Below are 25,874 nucleotides of genomic sequence, written 5' to 3' on the forward strand. Positions count from 1 at the left end.
CTCGTAGCTTCAGGTAGCTTGGGTATAATCGGTTTTCATGCTTAGAGAATGTACTGTTTCGATTAATTAATTTAATTTCCCGAATGGGGTGAGTCGTGAATACCAGTCGCTTAAATCCACATAAAATACAGCGCAAGATGGGTTCAGAATTACTGATCAACGTAACCCCATCCGAGGCACGCGTGGCGCTAGTTGAGCACGGTGTGCTGCAAGAAGTGCATATTGAACGCCGCATGAAGCGGGGGTTAGTCGGCAATATTTACAAAGGTAAAATCAGCCGTGTGTTGCCCGGTATGCAAGCCGCCTTTGTGGATATAGGCTTAGATAAAGCCGCTTTTTTACATGCCTCCGACATAGTGCCGCATACCGAATGCGTCGCCGATGTGGAGAAGGGCCATTTCGTTGTCCGTGATATCGCCGAGCTTGTGCGTCAGGGGCAAGATATTATGGTGCAAGTGGTGAAAGATCCGCTGGGCACTAAAGGTGCCCGCCTGACGACGGATATCACCCTGCCTTCCCGTTACTTAGTCTTTATGCCCGGCTCTAGCCATGTGGGCGTTTCCCAGCGTATCGAACTTGAAGAAGAGCGCAGCCGCCTTAAGAAAATCACTTTGCCCTATGTGGATGAAGACGGTGGCTTTATTATTCGCACCGCCGCCGAAGGTGTCGGGGAAGATGAGCTTGCCCAGGACGCCGCCTTTTTGCGTCGCGTCTGGTCTAAGGTGAGTGAGCGACGTCAGCGCCGTGGCGTGGCACTCTTATACCAAGATTTAGCGCTACCGGTGCGGATTATACGTGATTTTGTCGGTACAGAGCTCGATCGGATCCAAGTGGATTCGCGCCGCACCTTTGCCGAGTTACAATCCTTCGCCCAAGAATTTATGCCGGAAATTGCCGAGAAAATTGAGCACTATTCGGGGCCAGCGCCTATTTTCGATCTCTACGATGTCGAGAATGAAATCCAACGTGCCCTTGGGCGCAAGGTTGAGCTTAAATCCGGCGGTTATCTGATTATCGATCAGACCGAAGCCATGACCACGGTCGATATTAATACCGGTGCCTTTGTGGGCCACCGTAATCTTGAAGAAACCATCTTTAATACCAACCTTGAGGCGACTCAGGCCATTGCGCGGCAACTGCGCCTGCGTAACCTTGGCGGCATCATCATTATCGATTTTATTGATATGCAGAGCGATGACCACAAGGCCCGTGTACTCAATAGCTTAAATAGCGCCTTAGCCAAGGATAGGGTGAAAACCAATGTCAGCGGTTTCTCTGGCTTAGGCCTAGTTGAAATGACCCGTAAACGCACCCGTGAGAGCTTAGAGCATGTGGTTTGTGGCGAGTGCCCAGCCTGCCAAGGCACGGGCAGCATGAAGACGGTTGAGACTGTGTCCTATGAAATATTCCGTGAAATTATTCGCTTAAATCGTGCATACGATGCCGATGAGTTCTTACTCTATTGCTCGCCCGCCGTGTATAACAGCTTAAGCGGCGATGAGAGTCATTTAGTGGCCGAGCTCGAGGTTTACATAGGTAAACGCATTCGTTTGCAGAACGAACCCATGTATTCCCAGCATAAATACGATGTGGTGATGATGTAGTGGCAACGCTTTTTACCGCTAAAAAACTGAGCCGCTTCTGCTGGCAGCTGCTAGCGATTTTCTTAGTCCTGTGTGCGCTCGCCGTTAGCCTGATCCGCGGATTACTGCCTCAGGTTGATGAGGTGCGGCAACGGCTCGTCGATTATGTCAAAAGCGAATATCAAATCGAGGTACGAGTCGAGGAATTATCCGCCCAGTGGCAAGCCTTTGGGCCAGCGGTGAATATCAATAATCTGATCATTCCGCCCCAGGACAAGTTACCTGTCACTGTGATAGTCAAAAATGTCCAAATCAAACTCGATTTTTGGCAATCCGTGCTGGCGCGCAGCCCAAGGATTGAAGATGTGAATTTCGACGGGGTGAGTGTCGCCCTCGATATGGATAAATTAACCGATACTAAGCCCAATAGCGCCCCCAGCGAAGCCGCGCAAATCGACTGGCTCTACAAATTACTCCTAAAACAACTCGACCGTTTCTCCCTGAGCAATGCCACAGTGCAGCTGTTAAGTCAGCAGCATGAATATCGTCCCATCCATATTCGGCGTTTAAACTGGCACAACAGTGGTGAGCGCCATCGCGGTGCCGGTGAGATTTACCTCGATAATAATGCCTCCGATAATGAGTCCCTTGGCCTGCAATTGGATATTAAGGGTGACGGCGCGGCGCCGGACACCTTAAGCGGGCAAATTTACCTTGTCGCCCAATCCTTAGATTTAGGCGAATGGGCATCGCGCCAGCAAAATCCCTACAATCCCAAACAAAAGTTACCCTTAGAAGGGGTGGTGAACCTTAAGGCATGGTTTGATTTTGCCCATCGCAGTTTAAGCTCAGGTGTGGTGCAGTTTGAACCTAGCTGGTTACAGTGGTCGCTGGAGGATAAGCCGCAAAAATTTGAGATCCAATCGGGCAGTATTGCCTGGTTACCCGAACCTAAAGGCTGGAAGCTAATTAGCTCGGATCTGGATTTTATCACCAATGGTGAGCATTGGCCGGCGCTGAAACTCGGTCTAAAACGGCAAGACAAAGCGTTATTCGGCTACATTAGTCGGCTCGATGTGCAGACGTTCTTGCCACTTTTGCCCTTAGTTCCGGGTGTCGATTTGGCCGTCCTCAAACAGTGGTCTCATCTCTCGCCAGAGGGCAGTGTCGGCCCGATCCGTTTATACCAAGATGAGCAACAACCTTTGCTCGCCAGCGCGGATATTCAGCAACTCCATTGGCAAAAATGTGACGGCATCCCTAATACCAGCCCCTTGGATATTAACTTAGCCTGGCAGGGTAAAACTTTAATCTTTTCATTGCCTAAACAAGCCTATACCGTAGATTTAGGCGATGAATTTAATGCGCCGTTAAGCTTCAACAGTGGCCAATTAATCGGCTTATTCGATACCGAGCAGTCAAGCCTTAGCCTGCCTAAGGTGCAGTTTGACAACCCAGATATAGGTATCGATGCGGCCTTGAAATTGGATTTTAGTGCGGCCATGTCGATGTCTCTGGCCGCCAATGTGGCGGTGAAAAACGCCGCCAATGCCGACAGGTATTTCCCCGTTAAGGCAATGGGGAGCGCCTTAGCCGAATATCTCGATGGTGCGATCAAGGCGGGGCAAAGTCAGAACGCACAGGTGTTATGGCAGGGCGCGTTATCGAGTTTCCCCTTTGAGGATAATAGTGGCATGTTCCAAGCGGCATTTACCTTAGACAATGCTGAATACAAATTTCAACCCGATTGGCCCGCCGTGACTGACTTATCCCTCGATGCGCTTTTCGAAAATGCTCGCATGGATATTTGGGTCAATCAGGGCAAGTTAATGGATGTGGTCGCCGATGGCGCCCATGTGTTTATTCCCGAGTTGGGCCAGCATTCGCTATTGAAAATCCAGGCGGAACTCGCTACCCAAGGCCCCGCTGCGACTCAGGTGCTGCAGGCATCGCCCCTGGCGGATTCTGTCGGTAACACCCTAAAACTCGTACAAGTGCAAGGCGCGGTGAGTGGCAATTTAGATATCAGTATTCCCCTCTATGAGGGTGAAGAGGAAGATATTCGCGGCCAAATTGGTTTTGAGAATACCCCAGTTTATATTGCTGAGCCCGGTATTGCGCTTGCGGGTGTGACGGGGACGGTACAATTTGCCAATGACAAGCTTGAGGGCAAAGGCATTAAGGCCAAACTCTTCGAGCAACCCTTAGAACTCAGTTTTGATACTCAGCCTGTGGGTAAAGATTATGGCTTAAATGTGAAGCTGAAAAGCCGCTGGGATCTTAACCGTTTACCTGCCGCGATTCATAATCCACTGAGCGGCTTCTACCAAGGTAAATTCCCGTGGAATGGCACTCTAAATATGCTGTTCAATGATCAAGGTTATCAGATAGAGGCCAAGGTTGATTCGGACCTAGTGGGTACCTCTTTAACATTACCGGGCGCTTTTGCTAAACCAATCGACGAGCCTCGGCCGCTCTTGGCTGAGTTTATTGGCGACCAACAAAGCACCACGCTGACGGTTAGGCTCGATAAACAGGCTGAGTTTGTGGGCGGTTTTGAGGCCAATACGGGCGCCCGTTTTAGTTATTTTGATCTACTGCTCGGGCGGTTATTTGCCGAAGATGAGGCCCGTATTGCCGAGCTTGGGCATATCCAAATTGATGTGACCAGTGGCAAATTAGCCAATTGGTTGCCTGTGATTAATGCCTTCGTTGCTGAGGATACTAAGCCTAAAAGTTTAGGGATCTTAACCGATAAAGCCCCTTCGCAGAATGTGTTCCCACCCGTGGTGGGGATAGATGCCAATATCGGCAAATTTGATTTGCTGGGCCAAGGTCTGACAGGGCTGGTATTGCGCGCTAAACCTAATGATACTGGCTGGCGCTTTAATGCCAGTGCCAGTGAGTTTGAAGGTTGGGTGGATTTTTATCCTAATTGGAAGACCCAAGGGCTTAAGGTCGTGGCGAGTAAGTTTTACTTTGCCCCTGAGGTTAAAAAAGAGGCCGAGGCGGATTTTGGTGCGGACCAAGTCCTAACGAATTTGCCGCCGGTAGCGGTGAATGTGGAGGATTTTCGCTTCTTCGATAAGCCCTTTGGTCAGTTAGTGTTACAGGCTGGCCCACAGGCGTCCGGTTATCGGATCCAAACTTTATCTTTAAGTACCAAGCATGTGAACTTGCAAGGGGCTGGCATTTGGCGGCAGCAGGATGGACATAACAACACAGATCTGAGCCTGACGTTAAATGCCACTCAGTTTAATCATCTAACCCATCTATTGGGGATAGATCCTGGCGTAAATGAGGCGCCGCTTGAGGTTAAGGCCGATCTCTCCTGGCAGGGCGCGCCCTATGCATTCTCCCTCGAAACCTTAAATGGCAAAGTGCAGTTTGCATTGGGGAAAGGTCATTTATCCCAAGTGAGTGATAAGGGGGCGCGGATTTTCTCCCTCTTTAGCTTAGATTCCCTCGTGCGTAAGTTATCCCTTGATTTCAGTGATGTGTTTGGGCAGGGAATGTATTTCAACTCCTTTGGCGGTAATCTACAAATTGACAATGGGGTAGTGAAAACCACAGATACTGAAATGGATGCAATCGCGGGCAATATGAAAGTGCGTGGCTATACGGATCTCACCACTGAAAGTTTAAATTACGATATCCGCTTTGTGCCGCAGTTGGCTTCTAGCGTACCGACCGTCGTCCTGCTCAGTACCAGTGCTTGGACCTTAGGCTTAGGGGCGTTTGCGCTAACCAAAGTGCTTGAGCCTGTGATCGAGGTGATCTCCGAAATTCGCTTTAGGGTCACGGGCACTATGGCCGATCCCGTGGTTGAGGAACTCGAGCGCAAGAGTAAAGAGATTGAAATTCCAGAGTCTATTCTGCCAATGCTCGAGCCGCCTAAGGTTGAGCCCGCTGTCACTGAACCCGCCGTCGAACCCATAAAGCAACTTCAGGGAGATAACCATGCACATCAGCCTGTTGCAATGTCAGAGCAGCCGCGACGTCAGCGCCAATCTGCGGTTTATCGAATCGCAGCTTAAAGCGCTCGTACGGGATGCAACTGCGCCGCATTTAGTCGTGTTGCCCGAGTGCAGCCTGCTTTTTGGTGGCCATGAAAGCGCGCAACTTGCCTATGCGGGCGATAGCGATCAAGGCCCACTTAAACAGGCGCTAAGTGCATTGGCCGCTCAGTACCAAGTCTTTATGGTGGCGGGCACGATTCCGGCCCTTGCCGAGGATGGCCGCGTGTATAGCCGTTGTTATCTGTTTGATGATAAAGGTGATACCTTAGGGCATTACGATAAATTGCATCTTTTTGATGTGGATGTGGCCGATGGCACTAAACAGTACCGCGAAAGCGAAACCTTTTGCCCCGGCGATCACATTAGTGTTATCGACACACCTTTTGGCAAAATTGGCCTGACCGTCTGTTATGATTTACGCTTTCCCGACCTCTTTAGGGCAATGCGCCTAGCGGGTGCCGAAATCATTACCGTTCCCTCGGCATTCACTAAAGTGACGGGGGAAGCCCATTGGCAGGTGTTATTACAGGCAAGGGCCATTGAAACCCAATGCATTATTTTAGCCGCTGCCCAATGGGGAGCCCATAATGAAGGTAGCCGGGAAACTTGGGGGCAGAGCATGGTTGTCGGTCCTTGGGGAAATATTATCGCCCAGCGCCAGACGGGAACCGGTTGGGTACATGCAGAGGTCGATTTAGCCGAGGTGCACAGCATTCGCAGTAAAATGCCCGTTATGCAGCATAATCGTTTTATCGCACCCGCTTTAAAATCCAGCAGCTGAAGGCACAACGGATAAAAAGCAGTTTTATTATTGATTTTAAAATAATTAGTACAGCCAGTCGGCTTAGTTTTTATACTCAGCATAGTAAGATCCCTTGGGATCAGAGAGAGCATCGATGCCATTTTTAGCACAAGTAGAGCAGAGTTTATTGAAGGGTGGGTTAGCGTTAGACGGCCTACAAACCTATTTAAACATCATACATCAGCACAAAATCGATTTTTCCGATCTCTATTTCCAAGGCAGTCGCCATGAATCATGGGTACTGGAAGACGGCATTATCAAAGATGGCAGCTTCCATATTGAGCGTGGTGTGGGCGTGCGTGCCATCAGTGGTGAAAAAACCGGTTTTGCCTATGCCGACGATATCACTCCCGCCGCGTTGAGTGCAGCGGCCGAAGCGGCCCGTGGTATAGCAAGCCTTGGTGAACAAACGCAGGTGCAAGCCTTTAAACGTCAAAAAGTGTTGGCGTTATACGACAGCTTAGATCCCATTGCGGCCATGGAAGAAGTCAAAAAAATCAACCTGCTGAAAGAGGCCGATGCGTTTATTCGCAGCTTAGATAGCCGTATTATCCAAGTGGTGGTTAGCCTGGCGGGCGTGCACGAAGAAATTCTTGTGGCCGCGAGCGATGGTACGCTGGCGGCGGATATCCGCCCGCTAGTGCGGTTTAACTGCAGCGTTATCCTAGAGGAAAACGGTAAACGTGAACGCGGCGGTGCTGGCGGCGGTGGCCGCCATGACTACGGCGTATTAATGGCCAGCGATGACACGGGTTTACCTATGTGCTTCGCCTTTGCCCGTGAAGCCGTGCGCCAGGCACAGGTTAACCTGAATGCCATCGATGCGCCCGCGGGTGAGATGCCAGTGGTCTTAGGTAATGGTTGGCCGGGCGTCTTGTTACACGAAGCCGTTGGACATGGTTTGGAAGGGGATTTTAACCGTAAGGGCAGCAGTGCTTTTAGCGGCATGGTCGGCCAGCAAGTGGCCTCTAAGTTAGTGACTGTAGTGGACGATGGCACTTTGGCCAATCGCCGTGGCTCACTCAGCATAGACGATGAAGGGGTGCAAACCCAAAGAACTGTGCTGATCGAAGACGGTATCTTAAAGGGCTATATCCAAGATAAATTAAATGCGCGCTTGATGGGCGTTGCCCCTACGGGTAACGGTCGCCGTGAATCCTACGCCCACTTACCTATGCCACGTATGACCAATACCTATATGACGGCGGGGCAGTCGGATCCGAGTGAGATCATTAAGTCGGTGAAGAAGGGCATTTACGCACCTAACTTTGGCGGTGGCCAAGTCGATATTACCTCGGGCAAGTTTGTGTTTTCGGCATCAGAGGCCTATCTGATTGAAAATGGTGAGGTCACTCAAGCGATTAAGGGCGCAACCTTAATTGGTAACGGCCCAGAAGCTATGGGGCAGATTTCCATGGTTGGCAATGATATGGCGCTGGATAAAGGTGTCGGTGTGTGCGGTAAAGATGGCCAGAGTGTGCCCGTCGGTGTCGGCCAACCGACCCTGAAACTCGACAAGCTCACCGTGGGTGGCACGGCTTAACACTTAGAACCTAGAACCTAGAACCTAGAACCTAGAACCTAGAACCTAGAACCTAGGCGTTACGCCACACTTAAGGAGGCGGGTTCTAGCCGCTGTCCGCTATGAATGTTATCATTCGCAAAGGAAATTAGAGTAACTACTCTAGAGGTGTTAATGAAACTATCACGTGTGGCATGGCTATGTTTATTGCCACTGCCTTGTCTACTGCCTTTGGCTGCCTCGGCGCAGCCCATCAGTTTCACCGACGCTTGGCAACAAGTGCTCAAGGTGAGTGACAAGTTGCAAGCCCAATCCCAGGAAGTGAACCGTGCCAAGGGGGAAGAAGCTGCGGGCGAAAGCTTAAATCTGCCTTCATTGAGCCTTAATGGCAGTTATACCCACCTCGAAAAACCGATCGAATTAGATTTAAGGGATCTCAATCCCTTAGCTTCCCTTGACCCAGCGACTCTGCCGCCAGCCTTAGGTGGCGCACTGGCGGGGATCCCAAGCTCAATGTTTGTCACGCCTTTTACCGAGCAGGATATTTTTCGTGCCAGCCTGCAGGCCATGTGGCCTATCTATACGGGCGGCCAGATCACCGCTGCCCAGGGCATACATGCGGCCATGGTGGCCGAAAAACAGCAAGAATTACAGCTCGCGACCCGTGACCTATTCACCCAGCTGGTGGACAGATACTACGCCGTTGACGTCACTCAGGCCCTAGTGAATACCCAAACTGAGCTTGTGGATTCCTTCACTCAACACCTTGAGCATGCCCTCGCGTTAGAGCGTGAAGGGCAAATTGCTAAGGTTGAGCGCCTCAATGCGCAGGTCGCCCTCGACAATGCTAAGGTCAATTTAGGTAGCTCTCGCCGGCAACATGAAATGGCGGTGATCGCCCTATCGCGCATGTTACAACAGAGCGCCCAGCTGGAAACCCAGTCCTCATTATTCCTCTTGCCCCATGCGCCTTCTTTAGGGGATTTAACCCAAGTCACCCTTAGTCAGCATCCGGCGCTAAAGTTGCTAGAGTCGAAGGAAGCGCAGGCTAATGGATTGGTTTCCTTAGAGAAAGGGAAATATCATCCCACAGTGTTCCTCTTTGGTAATTACACCCTATACGAAGATGACAGTTTGTTTTCTAAGGTGGAGCCGGATTGGATGGTTGGGGTTGGCGTGAAAGTGCCTATCTTGAGTCGCGATGGCCGCAGCGGCAAAGTCGAAGCCGCTAAGAGTGCGTTACTGCAGGCCCGTTATACCAAAGCGCAAACTCGGCAAGACTTGAGCCTGTTAGTGGATCAAAGTTATCGCCAGTTATTGCAGGCCGAGGAAGAGGTTAAGGCATTGAATACCTCACTCGAACTGGCAACTGAAAACCTACGCCTTAGGGACATCGCCTTTAATCAAGGGCTTTCAACCTCCATCGACAGAGTCGATGCCGAACTAAAATTGAGCGCCGTGAAAACACAACAACTCGGTGCCCGTTATCGTTATGTGCAAGCCTACGCTAGATTAATGGCCATCAGTGGCCAATTAGATGAATTTATCGGTCGCACCACCGATAGTCGCTTAATGCAGGAGACAAACAATGCGCGCTAACCGAATGCTTGCCCTTGTGGCGTTAGTGGCATTAGGCCTTATCTTAGCCTACGGCCTCAAGCTGGCTTATAGTCCGCAGCCAAGCTTGATGCAGGGGCAAATTGAGGCTCGAGAATATAACGTGTCATCTAAGGTGCCGGGGCGGGTCGAACAAGTATTAGTTCGCCGCGGCGATAGTGTGGCCGAAGGGGATTTGTTATTCGCGATTGAAAGCCCTGAACTCGATGCCAAATTGATGCAGGCCGAAGGTGGCCGCGATGCCGCTAAGGCTAAGCAATTAGAGGCAAATAACGGTGCCCGCAGCCAAGAAGTGATGGCCGCAAAGGAGCAATGGCTCAAAGCCCAAGCGGCGGCAACGCTGGCTAAAACCACCTATAACCGAGTTGAAAACCTGTTTAATGAAGGTGTGGCAGCAAGGCAAAAGCGTGATGAAGCCTTTACCCAATGGCAGGCGGCAAAGTACACAGAGCAAGCGGCATTGGCCATGTACCAAATGGCGCAGGAAGGTGCTCGGGCCGAGACTAAAGCTGCCGCCGCTGGCAATGCCCGTATGGCCGAGGGAGCCGTCAAAGAGGTCAGCGCTATTATGGCCGATACCCAAATGCGCGCCCCTAAGTCCGGTGAAATTAGCGAAGTCCTATTACAGGCCGGGGAATTAGCTCCGAGCGGTTTTCCTGTGGTGAGCCTGATTGATATGCAGGATGCTTGGGCCGTGTTCCAAGTGCGTGAAGATCAGCTTAAACGCTTTAATAAAGGCGATAAAATTCAACTAAATATTCCTGCGCTTGGGCAGGATGTGGCATTCACTGTATCCCATATCAGCGTGATGGGGGATTTTGCAACATGGCGCTCGACCGAGAGCGGCCACGATTTTGATATGCGAACCTTCGAGGTAGAGCTGCGCCCAAGTGAGCCGATAGCAAACCTAAGGGTTGGTATGTCAGTACTATTACGTGGTGAGTAAAGGCCGTGACTGAACCTAAGCCCCAAGCCAACGCGGTAGACAAAATCAAGAATGAGCCGCATCAGCTGAGCTTTATGGCGCTACTTATTGCCTTGGTTCGCCGTGAACTGCACGCCCTCTGGCGCGATCCTTGGCAGTTGGCGTTAGTCAGTTATATCCCGCTGCTGAGCGTGCTATGTCTCTGGTGGTTGTTTAGTGCTGGGTTGCCAAGGCAACTGCCGGTGGCGATTGTCGACCAAGATCATAGCCAATTAAGCCGTATGCTGACCCGTCAGCTTAAGGCCAACTCGGTTACCGATCCGCAAAGTTTTACCGATCTGTCCTCGGCTGTTACTGCCATGCAGCAGGCAAAGGTCTACGCCATTGTGGTGTTTCCCTATGATATGAAAAAAGATTTGCTCACGGGCCACAGTCCCACTATCGATGTGCGTTACAACAGTCAGTTCCTGCTGGTGGGTAAATTGTTGTCGAGCCAAATTCAGCTCGCCTTAGGTGAGGGATTGTTGCAGGTCGCGGGCCTAAAGCAGTTAGCTAAGGGGATACCTAAGTCCCAGGTGGCGGTGAACTTAAGCCCAGTAAAAAGCCAAACCACAGCATTATTTAATCGAAATAACAACTATATCGGCTTTTTAGTGCCCCCAGTGCTGATAGCGCTGTGGCAACTGTTATCTATGCTCGTGATGGCCAACAGCGTCAACAGAGAATTGCATCTCGCCCAAGTGACACCATTCGCCGGCATATCCAATCAATTAACCGAGCATTTTTGGCCTAAGGTATTGGCGAAGGTGGTTTTGTTTACGCCGATATTAATGCTGCAGGGGGGCTTTATTCTCACTTGGCTGTACTTGTATCTGGCGCTGCCGATGGCGGGCAGTTTAGTCCTGTTACTCCTAGCACAGTTAGTGATGTTGTTAGCGATATGGCTGTTAGTGCTTTTAGTGTTTGTATTGATGCGAGACAGTGCGCGAGTCATCAGTTTTTGTACCGCCTTATTTGCCCCCGCTTTTGCTTTTATGGGGATCACTTTCCCCACCCATGAGATGCCACCATTAGCCCAGTGGTGGCGGCTGATTATGCCATCGAGCCATTATATAGAGTCCCACGTTAGCGTTGTAAGCTACGGCGCCGCTTGGCCAACTGTGGCTGCTCAAATGAGCAGTTATTGGGAATTTATCTGCCTGTTGCCGTTGATTTACCTTTTGTCGCGTAAATTACTGCCTCTTACTGTTAGTGCTAATGCTGTGAGCGCTAATAGTGTGACGACGGCTGTTAACTCGGACACCGCATTCGCTGTGAAGGGGCAATAGGATGAATTTTTGGCAACTGATCTTCACTGAGCTTAAGGCCATTGTTAGCGATAAAGCGATAGCCGTGACCTTGTTTGGCGGCGTATTGTTTTATTCCGTGCTCTATCCTTTGCCCTATCTAAATCAAGTGCCGACCGAGCAACAGCTTATCGTCGTGGATTTAGACAATTCCTCCCTTAGCCGTCAGCTTATTCGTCATAGCGACGCCAGCGCAAAAATCCAAGTTATAGGCCAAGTGGGCTCGATAACCGAGGCTAAGCAATTAATTGAAATGGGTAAAGCCCATGGCCTGTTAGTGATCCCCGAGGGGTTTCGTCGCGACTTGCTGCTCGGTAAAGGGGTGACGTTAAGCTATGGCGGCGATGCTAGTTACTTTTTAATTTATTCTGCGGTTGCCGAAGGTTTGGTCAGCGCAGGAATGGATGAGGGTAAGCAAGTACAGTTGATAGGCATGCTCGCCCAAGGTCAAAACCCTAAGTTGGCACAGGAGAGCTTGAATTCGCTCCACCTTAATAGCGTGCCCGCCTTTAACCCAAGTCTTGGGTATACGCCCTATGTGGTGCCGGGGCTGTTTTTGCTGATCCTGCATCAAACCTTACTGATTGGTACTGGGATTTTAGGGGCGGGACAATGGCGCCATAGGGGCTACTGGCAGCAGGTATCACCGTTGCAATTGGTCTGTGGTCGCATTTTTGCCTTTATGTTGATTTATATCGTTTTTACCAGCTTTTATGTCGGTTATTGTTTTCACTGGTATAAGGTGAGTATTCAAGCGAGCCTTGGTTTAGTGGCGCTGTGGTTGTTGCCTTTTTTATTGGCAAGCGCAGCGGCAGGGGTCGCCATGAGCACACTGTTTACCCGCCGCGATTTACCGACCCAAGTGCTGCTGTTGATTTCAATGCCGATTCTATTTGTGTCAGGTTTTGTCTGGCCGATAGCACTGATCCCCGAACCGTTAGTTTTAGGCTCGGAGTTTATTCCCGCCGTACCAGCGATTATGGGCATGTTAGAACTCAATCAAATGGGCGCAAGTTGGGCGAGTGTGATGCCTAAATGGTTGCAGCTGTGGGGCTTATTTGCAGTGTTTTTCGGCTTAGCTATGCTGGGCATTAAGCGCAGAGCTAGGCTATTGAAAGCCATTTGACCTTGAACTTCCAATAATCAAAGTGTAAAGAGATAAAGGCTATTTAGGTGCAATACCCTGTGGTGGAATATCTTTAAATATCATTATTTAGATATTAGCCACCACAGGCTTGTCTATTTTCTCTGCCGCTGTTGCCGCAGTTACTCTAGTAATACATCGAATTTTAAGCGGGTTTCGACTCCGCTCGGGGTCTTCACTGTGAGCACGACTTGGCTGCTGGCGGTTCCGGTATTCTTAAGGGAAAACTCGGTCTCGCTCGTATTGGCGTGAGTCGTCTTAGGCACTGTATAAGCGGTTGAGACTAACTCCCCCTTATTGGCGGCAATATTCAGCGTTGTGCTCGATGGCAAGATCTGGTCGGCACTGTCGTAGAGCTTGACCCTAAATACCGAGGTTTGGCCCGCGGGGATTGCCGTTAATGCATTAAGATTGTTGAGGATATTTTGTCCTTGGCGATCTTCATAGACTTTAACGTCATCCTGCCAGAGTGAGAAATAGGCACTCGAACCCGACATGACCATCACCACAGCCTTACGAACATAGGTCTTATTGGCTTGGCCTGTGCCGCATAGCGTACCTTGGCATTGTGGGCCATTAAATTTATTATCGGCACCTTTGTAGCTGCTGCTGGCAAGGTTATCGAAATAGCGTTCGCCACTATCATAGGCAAAGTTTTCGTTATCATCGCGAAAGGCGGTGGGCAGATCGCTAAAGCCTTGGCTGTGGAAGGTTTCCACATCTAAACCATTACCACTACAGGCCACGGGTGTACCGTTCATTAAACAGGCTTTGGCAATCGCTGTGCCGTCGTTGCTATCAAATTGGTTGTTACCGTTGGTATCGAAGAAGGTTTCGTGACCTAGGGCGTAGGCTAATACTGTGATGCGATGGTCTTGGGGTCTAGGATCGCTTGAGGTCCACGTCACGCTACAGGCGCCATTTTGGGTCAGGCAACTTGGTTCTATTTGGCCGCCCTCACTGGTGAAGTTGACTGTGGTGTCGTTGGGCGCTGGGTTACCAAAGCTATCGGACAGTCTGGCTGTCACTGTGACTTTCTCACCGTCGATATTGCCCGCTTCAGGATTGGCATTACTGGTCGCTAAGCTAAATCCAAGCTGTTGTGGCAAGCCTGTATTGACCGTTAACTGCTCAGATTGGCTAGTGATCACTTCATTGGTGTCGGTATCGATGGCGCTTGCCACCACGCGCACGGGCGTGGGTACTGTGCCGGATAACACGCGTACACTGGCGATACCTTGGGAGTTGGTTAGGCTTTGCGCCTTCGCGGTACCATTGGCAAAACTTAAACCGCCCACGACAGTATCTAAGGTAAAGCTGACCTCTTGCTGCGCTGCCGGTTGACCGTTGGCGCTGGTGACTTTGAAGCTGACTAAAGAAGATTCGCTTGAACCTGTGCCACCGGCGCCTTTAATGCGTATTTGGGTGGGCTCGGCCGATTCAAAACTTAAGCTGGCAAGTGTTTGGCGTTGCAGGGTAAAGGGCAGACTGGCCGTTAAGGTTTGATTGCCCGCCACGGTTGTGGCAAGGATCTGATCGTTACGCTCGCTATTGCCGCTGCAACTCGTGTCTTGGAAGGTCGAGCTGGCATTACCCGATAGCGTAGTGACTGGCGTATCGAGTGTCGCACTATTGTTTGTCGTACAGTCTGAGCTAAAGCTAATCGAAGAGGGGGTTTGCACGCGCGTAATAGTGCCGTCATTGGCCTCTAGCACTAAACTTGCGGTGACCCCAAAGCTGCCGCCCGCACTGATTTTGTATGCGCCATTGGCATCGGCGGTTAAGGTGCTCGCCAATTTACCCTCGGTAAAGACAGTGCCATTGAATGAACCTAATTTCAGCGTCCCTTCTTGGTTGACGGCATCTTTGCTGAGCACCTCAAACAGACTGCTGTTTTGCAGCGATTGCCCCTTATAATCCACTGTTACTGTTAGGGTATTTGCCCCTAAATCTGTGGCGCTTGGGGTATAAGTGACCTGGGCGATACCTTGATTATTGGTGAGTGCGCTGGCGGGATTGAGCACCGCTGAACCTGCGCTAAACGTCACTTTTGCATCGGCAATGCCTTGGCTTTCACTGTCGAGCAATATGGCCTGGAGTTGCACCGCCTCATCGACTTTAAAGCGAGTCACTAAGGCTGAACTTTGTAAAATACTGGCGCTGAGCTTGAGGGGTTCAACCTGAGTACCACTGCCTGAACCCATAAATTCGTAATTGCGGCTCGCCGTTAATGTCTCTGCATCACTCGGGGTATAACTGGCGGTCACAGTGCCCGCTTCTTCCGTTAGGGCCGGATTGGACACTATGACCTCGGCAATCCCATCGGCATTGGTGAGTTTTGTGGCTGGAGTCACTGTCCCTGTGGTGGCGCTGAAGCTAACAAGTTGCCCACTGAGTTTGCTCGAGCCTCTTTTTAAGGTGGCGACGGCACAAAAACTCGTATCGGTAGCAAAACTGAGATCCGTTGTAGTATCGGTACACTTGCCATTGACGACCGTTTTATAGCCTAAGGTTAAGCTGTAGCTGTCGGTTGTACCGTCAGTATCAGTGCCATCGGCGGCGCCATTACAACCACTGAGCGCGAGAGCGCCCAGTAATGCCCAAGAAAATACCGCTAACGTTTTGCTAAGTCGCATAAGCAACATCCTTGTGGGGCTGAAGTTAATTAGTCTTGGATTTCGCTGCGTAGATATTTAAACAGCTCTTTAGATGATTTTGATTCAGGGCCTTTGGCTAGCTCTTTGGTCGCTTGACGCACCAAAGTTCGCAGCTTTTGTCGGTCCAATTGTGGGTAATGTTCCACTAAGGTTTGGATTTCAGCATCACCTTGGGTCAACAAACGCTCACGCATTTTCTCAAACATCTGCAGTTTTGCGGTTTCGTTGTTGTTTTTGTTGAGTACAATCGCCAGGGCGGCCTTGATAGGTTCAACATCAAAATTACGCATCAATTTGCCGATATACTGCATATGGCGACGGTACGCCTCAGTATTGACTTTGATTTTGCGCGTTTGCAGGATAGCGTCATACAAAAACTCATCCAGCTCGATTTTATCTAGCTGAGTCTTGCTCAGTGAAACCAGTTCCATACCAATTTTTTGAACAGCCTCACTATCACGCTTGTCCGACGTTTTGCTACTGACATAATCTTCATCAACGTCGTAGGGCTGTTTAAAATGCTCTGAATCACCAACAATCTTCATATAGATAAAACCTCAAGTAAAAAACCTGCTAATAATAACATCTCCAACCAAAAATCACCTAGGTGAATGTGTTGAAACAAAGACCAGAGCTCCTTTTACGCCTTAGCCTAAATAGCCTTTCGAATTGTAGATCATTTTATAGGGCTAGCAGGATATCGGTAAGCAGGCCCTCTGCGCCATGGATGGCGCAGTGGAGCCCTCAGGGAAGAGTTAATGGCGTGCCTGCGTGCGAGATCCTGCGATGTCGCATAATTAGGAACTGTTATTTAGTGCCGGGCCGTGACTCAGTGTCATGCTAATAATTAATGTGAATGGGATTTGTGTTTGTTATGCTAGCGCCATTGCCGATAACGAAAGAGTAGCTTTGTGTCTTTGAACAGAATCGATAGTGAATTGGGCGCGCTGAAAGATGCGGTTGCCGTGGCACTCGAATATGCCAATAAATTAGGAACGAACGCGGCCGAAGTGGCGATCAGTAAGCAACAGGGCCTGTCGGTTTCTACCCGTTTAAAAGAGGTTGAAACCGTTGAATTTAATAAAGATGGTGCCCTAGGGATTACGGTTTACCGCGATGGTTGTAAGGGCAGTTCATCGACGTCGGATTTAAGTCCAGAGGCCATCGCCCTCGCGGTAAAAGCGGCCGACGATATCGCCCGTTATACTTCGCCCGATCCTTTTAGTGGCCTTGCCGATAAAGCCTTAATGGCGAGGCAAATTCGCGATCTTCAGTTGTATTATCCACAAGATATTTCCCCCGATGAGCTCGCTCAGCTCGCGATCCGCGCCGAAACCGCGGCGCTCGATGCCGATCCGCGGATCAATAACTCCGATGGCGCGAGTGCTAATGCCCACACGTCGGTTAAAGTGTATGGCAATAGCCATGGCTTCTTGAACGGGTATTGCAGTTCACGTTATAGCTTAAGTTGCAGCGTGATCGGCGAAGACAGTGATGGCAATATGCAACGGGATTACGATTACACTATCGCCCGTAAATTCAGCGAGATGCTTGCACCCGAAGCCGTAGGTTTAAAGACGGCGCAGAAGACGGTCAGCCGTTTAGGTGCCCGCAAGATTGCCACCACCCGCTTACCGATTTTATTGGCCCCCGAGATAGCAACGGGATTGATCGGCCATTTAATTGGTGCCATTAGTGGCGGCAGTTTATACCGCAAATCCAGCTTCCTATTGGATTCCATCCACACGCAAATCTTCCCTGATTGGTTCAATATTGAAGAGCAGCCCCATTTGCTGGGTGCGCTCGCGAGCGCTAACTACGATAGTGAAGGTGTGGCGACTCAGGACAGACGCATTATTGACCGCGGCATGTTAGAAACCTATTTACTGACCAGTTATTCTGCCCGCAAGTTAGCCTTACCTAATACGGGCCATGCGGGTGGGATCTATAACTGGACACTCGGCCATACGGGCCAAACCTTCGACCAGTTGGTGAAGGATATGGGTACAGGTTTGATCGTGACCGAAGTCATGGGTCAAGGCGTGAATATGGTCACTGGGGATTATTCCCGTGGGGCGGCGGGTTTCTACGTCGAAAATGGCGAAATCCAATATCCAGTGGAAGAGATCACTATCGCGGGTAACTTGAAAGAGATGTTCCGTGGCGTGCAAGCCGTGAGTCAGGATTTTGATCTGCGCTCATCGATTCGCACCGGCGCTATCCTGTTATCTGAGATGAAAGTCGCGGGTAACTGATCTAACCGCCAGATCCCGATGGGAAAAAGGGCAAACGCACTATCGTTTGCCCTTTTTTGTGCCTATCGATTCCGTCTAAAACGCATAGCTTGCGCTCAGTTCAAATGAGCGTCCCGCGCCAGCCACTTGATTAAAGCCATTGGTGTTATCGGCCTTAAATTCGGCCACACTCACTCCGCCGAGGGGGAGTTCATAGTAGCTATCGAACAGGTTATTGATGGCGAAGGTGAGCGTGAGATCCTGCCATTTCATACGGCTATTCAAGTTAAGTAAGGAGTAGCTGTCGGTTTCATTCTCAAAGCGGCGATCATCAACGCGATCTTTGGTTGCAACCCATTGCCATGCAAGGCTGTTTTCCCAGTTACCGAGCTGATGTTGCAGTGCCAACTCGGTTTGCAGCGGCTTGATTTGATACAGTGGTTCATCGCCTTCATCCCGCTCACCACGGGTAATATTCACCATGCCTTCAACTTGCCACTTACCGCTACTGGTTTCGGCAAATTCATAGAGAGCATTGAATTTGGCCCCGTAAAGATTGGCATCTAAGTTTGTGAATTTGAGGATATTACGTTTGCCATCGGGCGTATTGGTACGATTAAAGCTGCCAATCACCTCGGCGTCGACATAGTCAGTCACCGCTGTGTACCAGGCCGTGGTTGAGGCTTGCCAACTATCGCCATTGAACTTGTAGGCGGCACTTAAGGTGTGGGCGGTTTCTGGCTTAAGATCCGGATTGCCAACATAACCGTTACCATCGCCATACCAACCTATCATAGTGGTCGCCATCACGCCGCGGCCCCAACTGTAGCGCTCGTACAGATTTGGCGCGCGGTTTTTACGGGCTAATCCTAATTCAAGTTGTTGATTGCTTGAAACTTGATAGCGGGCGAGTAGGGTGGCATCGATAAGGTTATCATCGCGTTTTCTGTCCATGGCATTAAAGGCCTCGGCTGCCTCGGCGTCGACATTGGGTTTGCCCATCATTGGCATGTCGCTATAGGCTTGGACTTCACCCGTATTGGTGGTCACATACTCGTAGCGAACCCCCGCCGACAACCACCAACTTGGGCTCAAATTTTGTTGCCATTCGCCATACACAGCGGCGCGCTGGCGCTCACCGTCGTTGATGTTGATGTAGTCATTGGGTGCCATCATAGTGCCGGGGACCGCTGGCCAAACATCATCGAGGTGATAACTGTAGTATTCCTGACCGACCAGTAAGGTGCTGTCTTTCCCCATCGGCAGACGCCAATGCAGTTGATAGCTGTAATCATCGCCTTCGGTATTCATGGGCATCTTGCCGGTTTTTTCTGGGGTGAAAAAGCCCATCTTATGCTCCACGCCGTGCCAATTGAATTGGGCGCTAAATTCACCATCATCCTCGAGTTTTAGCTTGTAACGCCCTAGGGCGCCATAGCTCTTGTTATCAGTCATATCCATGTATTGATTAGGAAAACCTTGGAATGGAATATTCTGATGGGTGAGTTTGATGGCTATTTCTTGGGTCTCATCGCGCCAAGCTGCTGAAAGGGCATGGTTTTGTGAACGGTATAAGGTATCTATGACTTTATCGCCATTGCCATCTTTATAGCTGTTAGCGTCTTCATAGGCGCCTTGATAACTTAGGCTGACATTTTTGCTGGCAACGGCTGCATTCGCTCCGAGCAGTAAGGTATCGCTGACGCTGCGATAACCAGTGGAAATATCACCGCTTTGCCAGTTGATGTCGTCGCTATTATTAAACTGTGGCGCTAGGCTAGTGATCTTAATGACGCCGGCAATATTGTCCCCGCCCGCACTGACGGGGGATACGCCTGCTACCACTTCGGCGAGGGCGATTTGATTAGCCGACACATAGGAAAGCGGTGGATTCATATGGTTAGCACAGGATGACGTGATATCCGCGCCATCCACTAACACTTTAATGCGATCGCCCATCATGCCATTGAGCACTGGCAGTGCCGATACGCCACCTGCGGCGGAAAAATCGACGCCTTGGTCTTTCAGTAAGTTTTCGGCGGAGCCTAAGATCTTGGGTTTGTCGCTTTGCTGACCATGGACCTCAATGCGCTCAATATCGGCGAGGTCGCTGCTATCAGCTATGGCCTGAGGGACGAGAGTGATACCTAGGGCAATCGCGAGGGATGAATAGAGTACAGAGGTATTAAAAGGGTAAGAATTTGCAGCCATTTTGTTGTTTTCCATTCACTTAGAGAAATTGCGCTGCATTATAAAGATCATCCAAGTGATAAAGGTGCGGCATATTGTCGCACACTGGAAATGTGCTGATTTGTACAAACTATGTACATCGCAAAATATTGCGCTATAGTAGCGCCGTTAAGCCGTGGGCTTAGCTTATTAGTGGGTTGATTTATTCTATTTGGAGTTGCTATGGGCAAACAAAAAATCGCGGTCGTGGCGATGGAACACGACAGTGGGCGAGGCACTATCACAGACAATGCACTCAAAGCTATTGTGACTAGTCCTCTCTTTCGGACACGTACCGAAAAGGCGAAAAAGGGCAAAGGGTCTTACAACCGTAAAGGAAAGGCATTTAAAATGAGTAACCGAGAGGGGTATCAGCACAGGGGCGATACCCCTTTCGACTTTTTACGGCTGAGCTTTTGTTAATTTGCTACCATTTGGATCTGCTTTTTACTCGTCATTCATCCTGCTAGTGCCTGCCTCAATATCCATCTCGACACTCAATCATCTCTAGGCTTCACTCATCTCTATACTTCAATCATCCACAGTTCGATAGTCTCTGTTGTTCAAACTTATTAGCCTGGCATTAATTAACCGGGGATAAATTGTACTTTTGCCTTGAGCGAGTATGGTTAACCTATAGCGAAGGAGATGCATATGGCACAGCAATATCGAATCGAACACGACACTATGGGCGAAGTTAAGATCCCCGCGGGTTGTTATTGGGGCGCGCAGACCGAACGTTCGCGGCAGCATTTTCGCATCGGTGTCGAAGCGTCAATGCCGATTGAAGTGATCCACGCTTTTGGCTATTTAAAGAAAGCCGCCGCTATCACCAATCAACAACTTGGCACTTTGACTCAAGCTAAAGCCCAACTGATTGCCCAAGTGTGTGATGAGTTGATTGCGGCTAAGCTCGATGCGCAATTTCCCTTGGTGATTTGGCAAACGGGCTCGGGCACGCAAACCAATATGAACGTCAATGAAGTGATTGCCTATCGCGGCCATGTGCTCTCGGGTGGGCAACTCACCGATGCGGTTAAATGCTTGCACCCTAATGATGATGTTAACCGCTCGCAATCCTCCAACGATACTTTCCCCACCGCCATGCACATTGCCGCCTATCGTCAAGCGGTTGAGCTCGTTTTGCCCTGCATGAGGTTATTGCAGCAGAGCTTACAGAAGAAGGCCGAGGAGTTTGCGCACCTAGTCAAAATCGGTCGCACACATTTTATGGATGCGACGCCGTTAACCTTAGGCCAAGAGTTTTCGGGTTACGCCGCGCAGTTAAGTCATGCCATCGAAGGCATTGAGCACAGTCTCAAGCGGGTGGCCGAGTTAGCCTTAGGTGCGACCGCCGTCGGCACTGGGCTGAATACACACAAGGATTACGCCGTTAAGGTGGCGGACAATATCGCAAAACTCACGGGTTTGCCCTTTGTAACGGCGCCGAATAAGTTTGCTGCCCTTGCTGCCCACGATGAATTAGTCTCCCTGTCGGCGGCCTATAAAGTGGCGGCGGTTAGTTTAATGAAGATCGCAAATGATATTAGGATGTTAGGTTCTGGCCCGCGTTGTGGCATCGGTGAGTTATTACTGCCTGAAAATGAACCGGGTTCATCAATCATGCCGGGCAAAGTCAATCCGACTCAGGTCGAGGCTATGACTATGGTGTGCGCGCAGATCATGGGTAACGATGTCGCCGTTGGGATTGGCGGCAGCAATGGTCAGTTTGAACTTAATGTATTCAAGCCGATGATTATCGCCAATGTGCTGCAATCGGGGCGCTTATTGGGGGATGCTTGCCAGTCGTTTAATGACCATTGCGTAGTCGGCATAGTGGCGAATGAGCCACAAATCGCGCTGCATGTGGAAAATTCACTTATGCTAGTCACGGCGCTGAATCAACATATCGGCTATGAAAAGGCCGCTAAGATAGCCAAAAAAGCCCATAGCGAGCATAAGACACTGCGCCAAGCGGCATTAGAACTTGAGTTTGTCACGGCAGAAGAGTTCGAGCTTTGGGTCGATGCTAATAAGATGCTAGGGCCAGATGCCTAGTGAAGGTAGAAAGCAGGGCGGGCTTCGCCCTGCTAGGCCGCTGCAAAGAGCGCAGCTGCTAGATTCTAGGCCCTAGAGCCTAGAATCTCGCTTAATCTTGAGTGTCAGCATCTACCACTTCGGCCCACAGATCGTGTTCATCTGAATGGGTGATGCGGGCACGAACCAACATGCCGGGTTCTAGCTCAGTTTCACCATTGATAAAAACCATGCCGTCGATTTCTGGCGCGTCGGCGAAGCTGCGGCCAATGGCGCCTTCTTCGTCTACATCGTCAATCAGAATATCTAAGGTGCGGCCAACGAAACGGGCTAAACGCTCGGCGCTAATCTCGGCTTGGACTTCCATAAATCTATGGTATCTGTCTTCTTTCACTTCTTCGCTGATAAGTTCGGCGATGGTGTTGGCGACAGCGCCATCGACTTCTGAATACTTAAAGCAACCGACGCGATCGAGGCGGGCTTCACGTAAAAAGTCGAGTAGCATTTCGAAGTCTTCTTCGGTTTCCCCTGGGAAGCCGACGATGAAGGTCGAGCGGATCACTAGATCCGGGCAGATTTCACGCCAGCGTTGAATCGCTTCTAACTGACGGTCAACACGGCCTGGGCGCTTCATCATCTTGAGGATACGTGGGCTAGCATGCTGCATTGGAATATCCAAATACGGCAGGATTAAACCTTCCGCCATTAGCGGGATTAAATCGTCAACCCATGGGTATGGATAGATGTAATGCAGACGTACCCAAGCGCCCATTTTACCCAGTTGGCGCGCTAGGCTAGTGATGTCTTGCTTGACTGGCATGCCGTTCCAAAAATCGGTACGACCGCCTTTGTCTTTGCCGTAGGCCGAGGTGTCTTGGCTAACGACTAGAATTTCTTGTACGCCTGATTCTACTAAACGCTTAGCTTCATCTAAGACGCTGCCCGCTGGGCGGCTGTCGAGATCGCCACGTAGCGAAGGAATAATGCAGAAGGTACAACGATTGTCGCAACCTTCTGAAATCTTTAAATAAGCGTAATGCTTAGGCGTTAACTTAACCCCAGTTTGTGGGATTAACGAGGTGAAAGGGTTGTGCTCTGGCTTAGGCACGTATTTGTGAACGTGCTTTAACACGGCTTCGTAGCTGTGTGGGCCAGTGATTTCTAACACATCTGGGTGCACTTCGCGGATTTGGTTTTCTTTGGCGCCAAGGCAGCCAGTGACGATCACTTTGCCGTTTTCTTCTAGGGCTTCACGCACAGCGTCCAGAGATTCTTCCACCGCGGCATCGATAAAGCCGCAGGTGTTGACGATCACTAAGTCGGCATTGTCATAGCTGTTAGTCACTTCGTAGCCGTCGATACGGAGTTGGGTCAGAATACGCTCCGAATCCACGAGGTTTTTTGGGCAGCCCAAGGACACGAAACCGATGCGATTTCCAGAGGTAACTGTATCAGAGCTGGCGGCTTCTAATGTTTTTACTGGGATATCAAGCGTAGTGGTTTGCTTGGGTTTAAAAGTTTCAACAGTCATGGTTTCTCGCTGGGGTATAAGCTGCCTTAAAAAAGTTGGCGGATTATACCTGAAGTGATTAAAAGGTACAGTATGTTTGGCTGAAAAGTGTACAACTGGGGCGCTGAATATGCCAGTTAACCCTATGACCTATTCTGGGTGTGGATATAGATATATCCGCTAGAGATTCGCAGTTGATCCCATCGGGATAAAAAGCGCTAAAAATTTTTCAGAAAAATTAACCCCTTTTAAATTTTCGCCCGTTTGTAGAGTCACTATCTGAGGTTCTAGGTTCTAGGTTCTAGGGCCGTTACATATTGACACTGGTTTTTGCCCCTTTAGCTGATAGCTTAAGTTGGCAATGATCTTAAGATTTCATTTTTGGAGTAAGTTATGAAAAATTCTCTTTTAGCGGTATTGGTTGCGGCGGGTCTCTTTTCTAGCGCATTGATGGCGCCCCAAGCGCTCGCGGCCGAGGTGGATTTCCCGCATATCGAAACTATGGGTATGAGCCAAATTCAAGTCGAGCCCGATATGGCGGATGTGAATGTAGAAGTGGCCGTGACTGAAAAAACCGCCAAGGCCGCCAAAGATAATTCCGATGCCGCCGTCGCTAAGTTTATCGCCCGCTTAACGGCTGCGGGCGTAGCTAAGGATCAAATCCAGAGCGCCAATTTAAATCTGCAACCGCAATACACCTATGTGCAGGATAAGGCACCGGAACTCACGGGTTATACCGCTAGCCGCCAAATTACCGTGACGGTTAAGGATCTGGCCCGATTAAATACCATTTTAGATTCGGCCCTAGAAGAGGGGATGAATCGGGTAAACAATATCGCCTTTAAGTCGAGCAAAGAGGCTGAATATATCGCCAAGGCCCGCCAGGCTGCGATAGCGGATGCCAAGCAAAAAGCTGAATCTCTGGCCCAGGGCTTTGGGGAGAATCTCGGTAAGATCTGGCAGATCCGCTACTACGATCAACGCCCTGTGCAACCTGTCATGTTGCGTATGAACGCCAAAGCCGATTATGCGGGCGCCGTTGCCGAGAGCTATCAATACGGCCAAGTGAGCATAGAGGATAGAGTTGAAGTGGTTTATAAACTGAAGTAAATCAATCAGAAGCATGTGTTGATGGGTGAGCGCCTATTGGGGTTCATCCATTGATATTTTTATGCCGCTTGCAATCCTTTTATTATTGGAAATAGCAATCTTCACACTTATGTGATTGAACTTATCAGGATGGTGGACAGTAAAAACTGGCAAAGTTAAGCATTTATCCTCACACTAGTAAGGTCAATGTTTAGGAGGCCGTTTATGGATTTTCCCGCTCGAATAAAGCAGCAAACTTGTATGGATTGTTTAAGTGGTAAGTCATTAGGATTTGAAATTCGAATGGCATTTCAACCTATTATCCATTGGCCAAGTCGTCAGATTAGCGGTTATGAAGCCCTCGTCAGGGGCCCTGAAGGTGAAGGTGCTGCATGGGTGTTTGAGCGGATTAATGAAAATAATAAATACTATTTTGATCAGGCTTGCCGGGTTAAAGCGATAGAAACCGCTTCAAAGCTGGGACTCGATAAGATGCTCAGTATCAACTTTTTACCTAATGCCGTATATAACCCCGAAACCTGTATCCGCGCGACGATTGAAGCCGCCGACATCTATGGATTTGATATCCGTAAAATCATGTTCGAAGTGACCGAAGGCGAGCAAATTGTTGATAGGGCTAAATTAGTCCGTATCTTCGAGAGCTATGCCAAACGTGGCTTTATCACGGCTATTGATGATTTTGGCAGTGGCTTTGCCGATTTAAGTTGGCTAGATGCCCTGCGCCCTCAAGTATTAAAACTCGATATGACCTTAATCCGTGATATCGATCTAGATAACGAGAAACAGCTAGCGGTGGCTGAAATACTGCGCATTTGTCGAGAATTTAATACAAGAGTCTTGGCCGAAGGCATTGAGACTGAAGCTGAACTCAATTATCTCGCTGGAATAGGGATTGAGTATTTTCAGGGTTATTACTTTGCCAAACCTAGGCTCGAACATTTAACTACCTATGAAGAGTTGAGTTTTTGTGTGCTATAGCCCAGATGGTTCGACGTATTGCACTATCTGGCTATTCTTTTGTTTTGCGTTTCTCATCGAATTGGAAATTGCGGCTTTTGTCCTTGCAGGCTTAGCGCTCTTGCTGTGGCGCCCCTGTGGGAAATGGCAGTAGCACTGCCTTGTGGCAATTGTTTGTTTCT

General features: G+C 49.7%; 17 protein-coding genes. 13 read left to right on the forward strand and 4 right to left on the reverse strand.

The genetic code is table 11. From position 1 onward, the window contains the following. The first annotated feature begins 137 nt into the window (after positions 1 to 137). The 8 genes from rng (at position 138) to JFT56_RS02475 (ending at position 12,940) form a co-directional block, all read left to right on the forward strand. Positions 138 to 1,604 carry a ribonuclease G gene (gene rng, locus JFT56_RS02440; RefSeq protein WP_198783479.1) on the forward strand — a complete coding sequence of 489 codons (1,467 nt, stop codon included), beginning with the start codon at positions 138 to 140 and terminating at the stop codon, positions 1,602 to 1,604. Continuing rightward, on the forward strand, positions 1,604 to 5,620 hold the full coding sequence (locus tag JFT56_RS02445) for a YhdP family protein (RefSeq protein WP_198782140.1): 4,017 nt from the start codon (positions 1,604 to 1,606) through the stop codon (positions 5,618 to 5,620). Before rng ends, JFT56_RS02445 begins: the two co-directional genes overlap by 1 nt. Next, positions 5,544 to 6,383, forward strand: a complete 840-nt coding sequence (locus tag JFT56_RS02450; protein WP_198782141.1) for a carbon-nitrogen hydrolase family protein — start codon at positions 5,544 to 5,546, stop codon at positions 6,381 to 6,383. Before JFT56_RS02445 ends, JFT56_RS02450 begins: the two co-directional genes overlap by 77 nt. 115 nt (positions 6,384 to 6,498) lie before the next feature. Beyond that, positions 6,499 to 7,947, forward strand: a complete 1,449-nt coding sequence (gene tldD, locus JFT56_RS02455; RefSeq protein WP_198782142.1) for a metalloprotease TldD — start codon at positions 6,499 to 6,501, stop codon at positions 7,945 to 7,947. 153 nt (positions 7,948 to 8,100) lie between these two features. Then, a complete protein-coding gene (locus tag JFT56_RS02460; RefSeq protein ID WP_198782143.1) occupies positions 8,101 to 9,525 on the forward strand; it encodes a TolC family protein in 1,425 nt (474 codons plus the stop codon). Beyond that, a complete protein-coding gene (locus JFT56_RS02465; protein ID WP_198782144.1) occupies positions 9,515 to 10,489 on the forward strand; it encodes an HlyD family secretion protein in 975 nt (324 codons plus the stop codon). The genes JFT56_RS02460 and JFT56_RS02465 overlap by 11 nt, the downstream gene beginning before the upstream one ends. Positions 10,490 to 10,563: 74 nt before the next feature. Beyond that, the gene (locus tag JFT56_RS02470; protein WP_198783480.1) at positions 10,564 to 11,796 is read left to right on the forward strand and encodes an ABC transporter permease; all 1,233 of its coding nucleotides are present in this window, start codon (positions 10,564 to 10,566) and stop codon (positions 11,794 to 11,796) included. Between the two features lies 1 nt (position 11,797). Beyond that, entirely contained in the window at positions 11,798 to 12,940 is a 1,143-nt protein-coding gene (locus JFT56_RS02475; protein ID WP_198782145.1) for an ABC transporter permease, read from the forward strand. Positions 12,941 to 13,080: 140 nt separating this feature from the next. Here JFT56_RS02475 and JFT56_RS02480 read toward each other — a convergent pair whose 3' ends face one another. Both JFT56_RS02480 and yjgA read right to left on the reverse strand, forming a co-directional pair. Further along, entirely contained in the window at positions 13,081 to 15,594 is a 2,514-nt protein-coding gene (locus JFT56_RS02480) for an Ig-like domain-containing protein (RefSeq protein ID WP_198782146.1), read from the reverse strand. A gap of 29 nt (positions 15,595 to 15,623) precedes the next feature. Further along, entirely contained in the window at positions 15,624 to 16,160 is a 537-nt protein-coding gene (gene yjgA / locus JFT56_RS02485; RefSeq protein WP_198782147.1) for a ribosome biogenesis factor YjgA, read from the reverse strand. Positions 16,161 to 16,526: 366 nt separating this feature from the next. Between yjgA and pmbA the strand changes: the two genes are divergently transcribed. Beyond that, positions 16,527 to 17,870, forward strand: coding sequence for a metalloprotease PmbA (gene pmbA, locus JFT56_RS02490; protein WP_198782148.1), 1,344 nt, complete (start codon positions 16,527 to 16,529; stop codon positions 17,868 to 17,870). 75 nt (positions 17,871 to 17,945) lie between these two features. Here the strand turns inward: pmbA and JFT56_RS02495 are convergent, their stop codons facing one another. Further along, the gene (locus JFT56_RS02495) at positions 17,946 to 20,075 is read right to left on the reverse strand and encodes a TonB-dependent receptor domain-containing protein (protein WP_198782149.1); all 2,130 of its coding nucleotides are present in this window, start codon (positions 20,073 to 20,075) and stop codon (positions 17,946 to 17,948) included. Positions 20,076 to 20,261: 186 nt separating this feature from the next. On the opposite strand from JFT56_RS02495, the gene JFT56_RS02500 reads away from it, so the two are divergent. Both JFT56_RS02500 and fumC read left to right on the forward strand, forming a co-directional pair. Next, positions 20,262 to 20,501 carry an alternative ribosome-rescue factor A gene (locus tag JFT56_RS02500; RefSeq protein ID WP_198782150.1) on the forward strand — a complete coding sequence of 80 codons (240 nt, stop codon included), beginning with the start codon at positions 20,262 to 20,264 and terminating at the stop codon, positions 20,499 to 20,501. Between the two features lie 231 nt (positions 20,502 to 20,732). Further along, positions 20,733 to 22,136, forward strand: a complete 1,404-nt coding sequence (gene fumC / locus JFT56_RS02505; RefSeq protein ID WP_198782151.1) for a class II fumarate hydratase — start codon at positions 20,733 to 20,735, stop codon at positions 22,134 to 22,136. Positions 22,137 to 22,227: 91 nt separating this feature from the next. On the opposite strand, the gene rimO is transcribed toward fumC, so the two are convergent. Beyond that, on the reverse strand, positions 22,228 to 23,646 hold the full coding sequence (gene rimO, locus JFT56_RS02510) for a 30S ribosomal protein S12 methylthiotransferase RimO (RefSeq protein ID WP_198782152.1): 1,419 nt from the start codon (positions 23,644 to 23,646) through the stop codon (positions 22,228 to 22,230). 372 nt (positions 23,647 to 24,018) lie between these two features. On the opposite strand from rimO, the gene JFT56_RS02515 reads away from it, so the two are divergent. Both JFT56_RS02515 and JFT56_RS02520 read left to right on the forward strand, forming a co-directional pair. After that, complete coding sequence (locus JFT56_RS02515) at positions 24,019 to 24,735, forward strand: oxidative stress defense protein (protein ID WP_198782153.1); 717 nt, start codon at positions 24,019 to 24,021, stop codon at positions 24,733 to 24,735. Between the two features lie 204 nt (positions 24,736 to 24,939). Further along, the gene (locus tag JFT56_RS02520) at positions 24,940 to 25,713 is read left to right on the forward strand and encodes an EAL domain-containing protein (protein WP_198782154.1); all 774 of its coding nucleotides are present in this window, start codon (positions 24,940 to 24,942) and stop codon (positions 25,711 to 25,713) included. The last annotated feature ends 161 nt before the right edge of the window (positions 25,714 to 25,874 follow it).

It is taken from the genome of Shewanella putrefaciens (assembly GCF_016406305.1).
GTDB classification, from domain to species: Bacteria; Pseudomonadota; Gammaproteobacteria; order Enterobacterales; family Shewanellaceae; genus Shewanella; species Shewanella putrefaciens_C.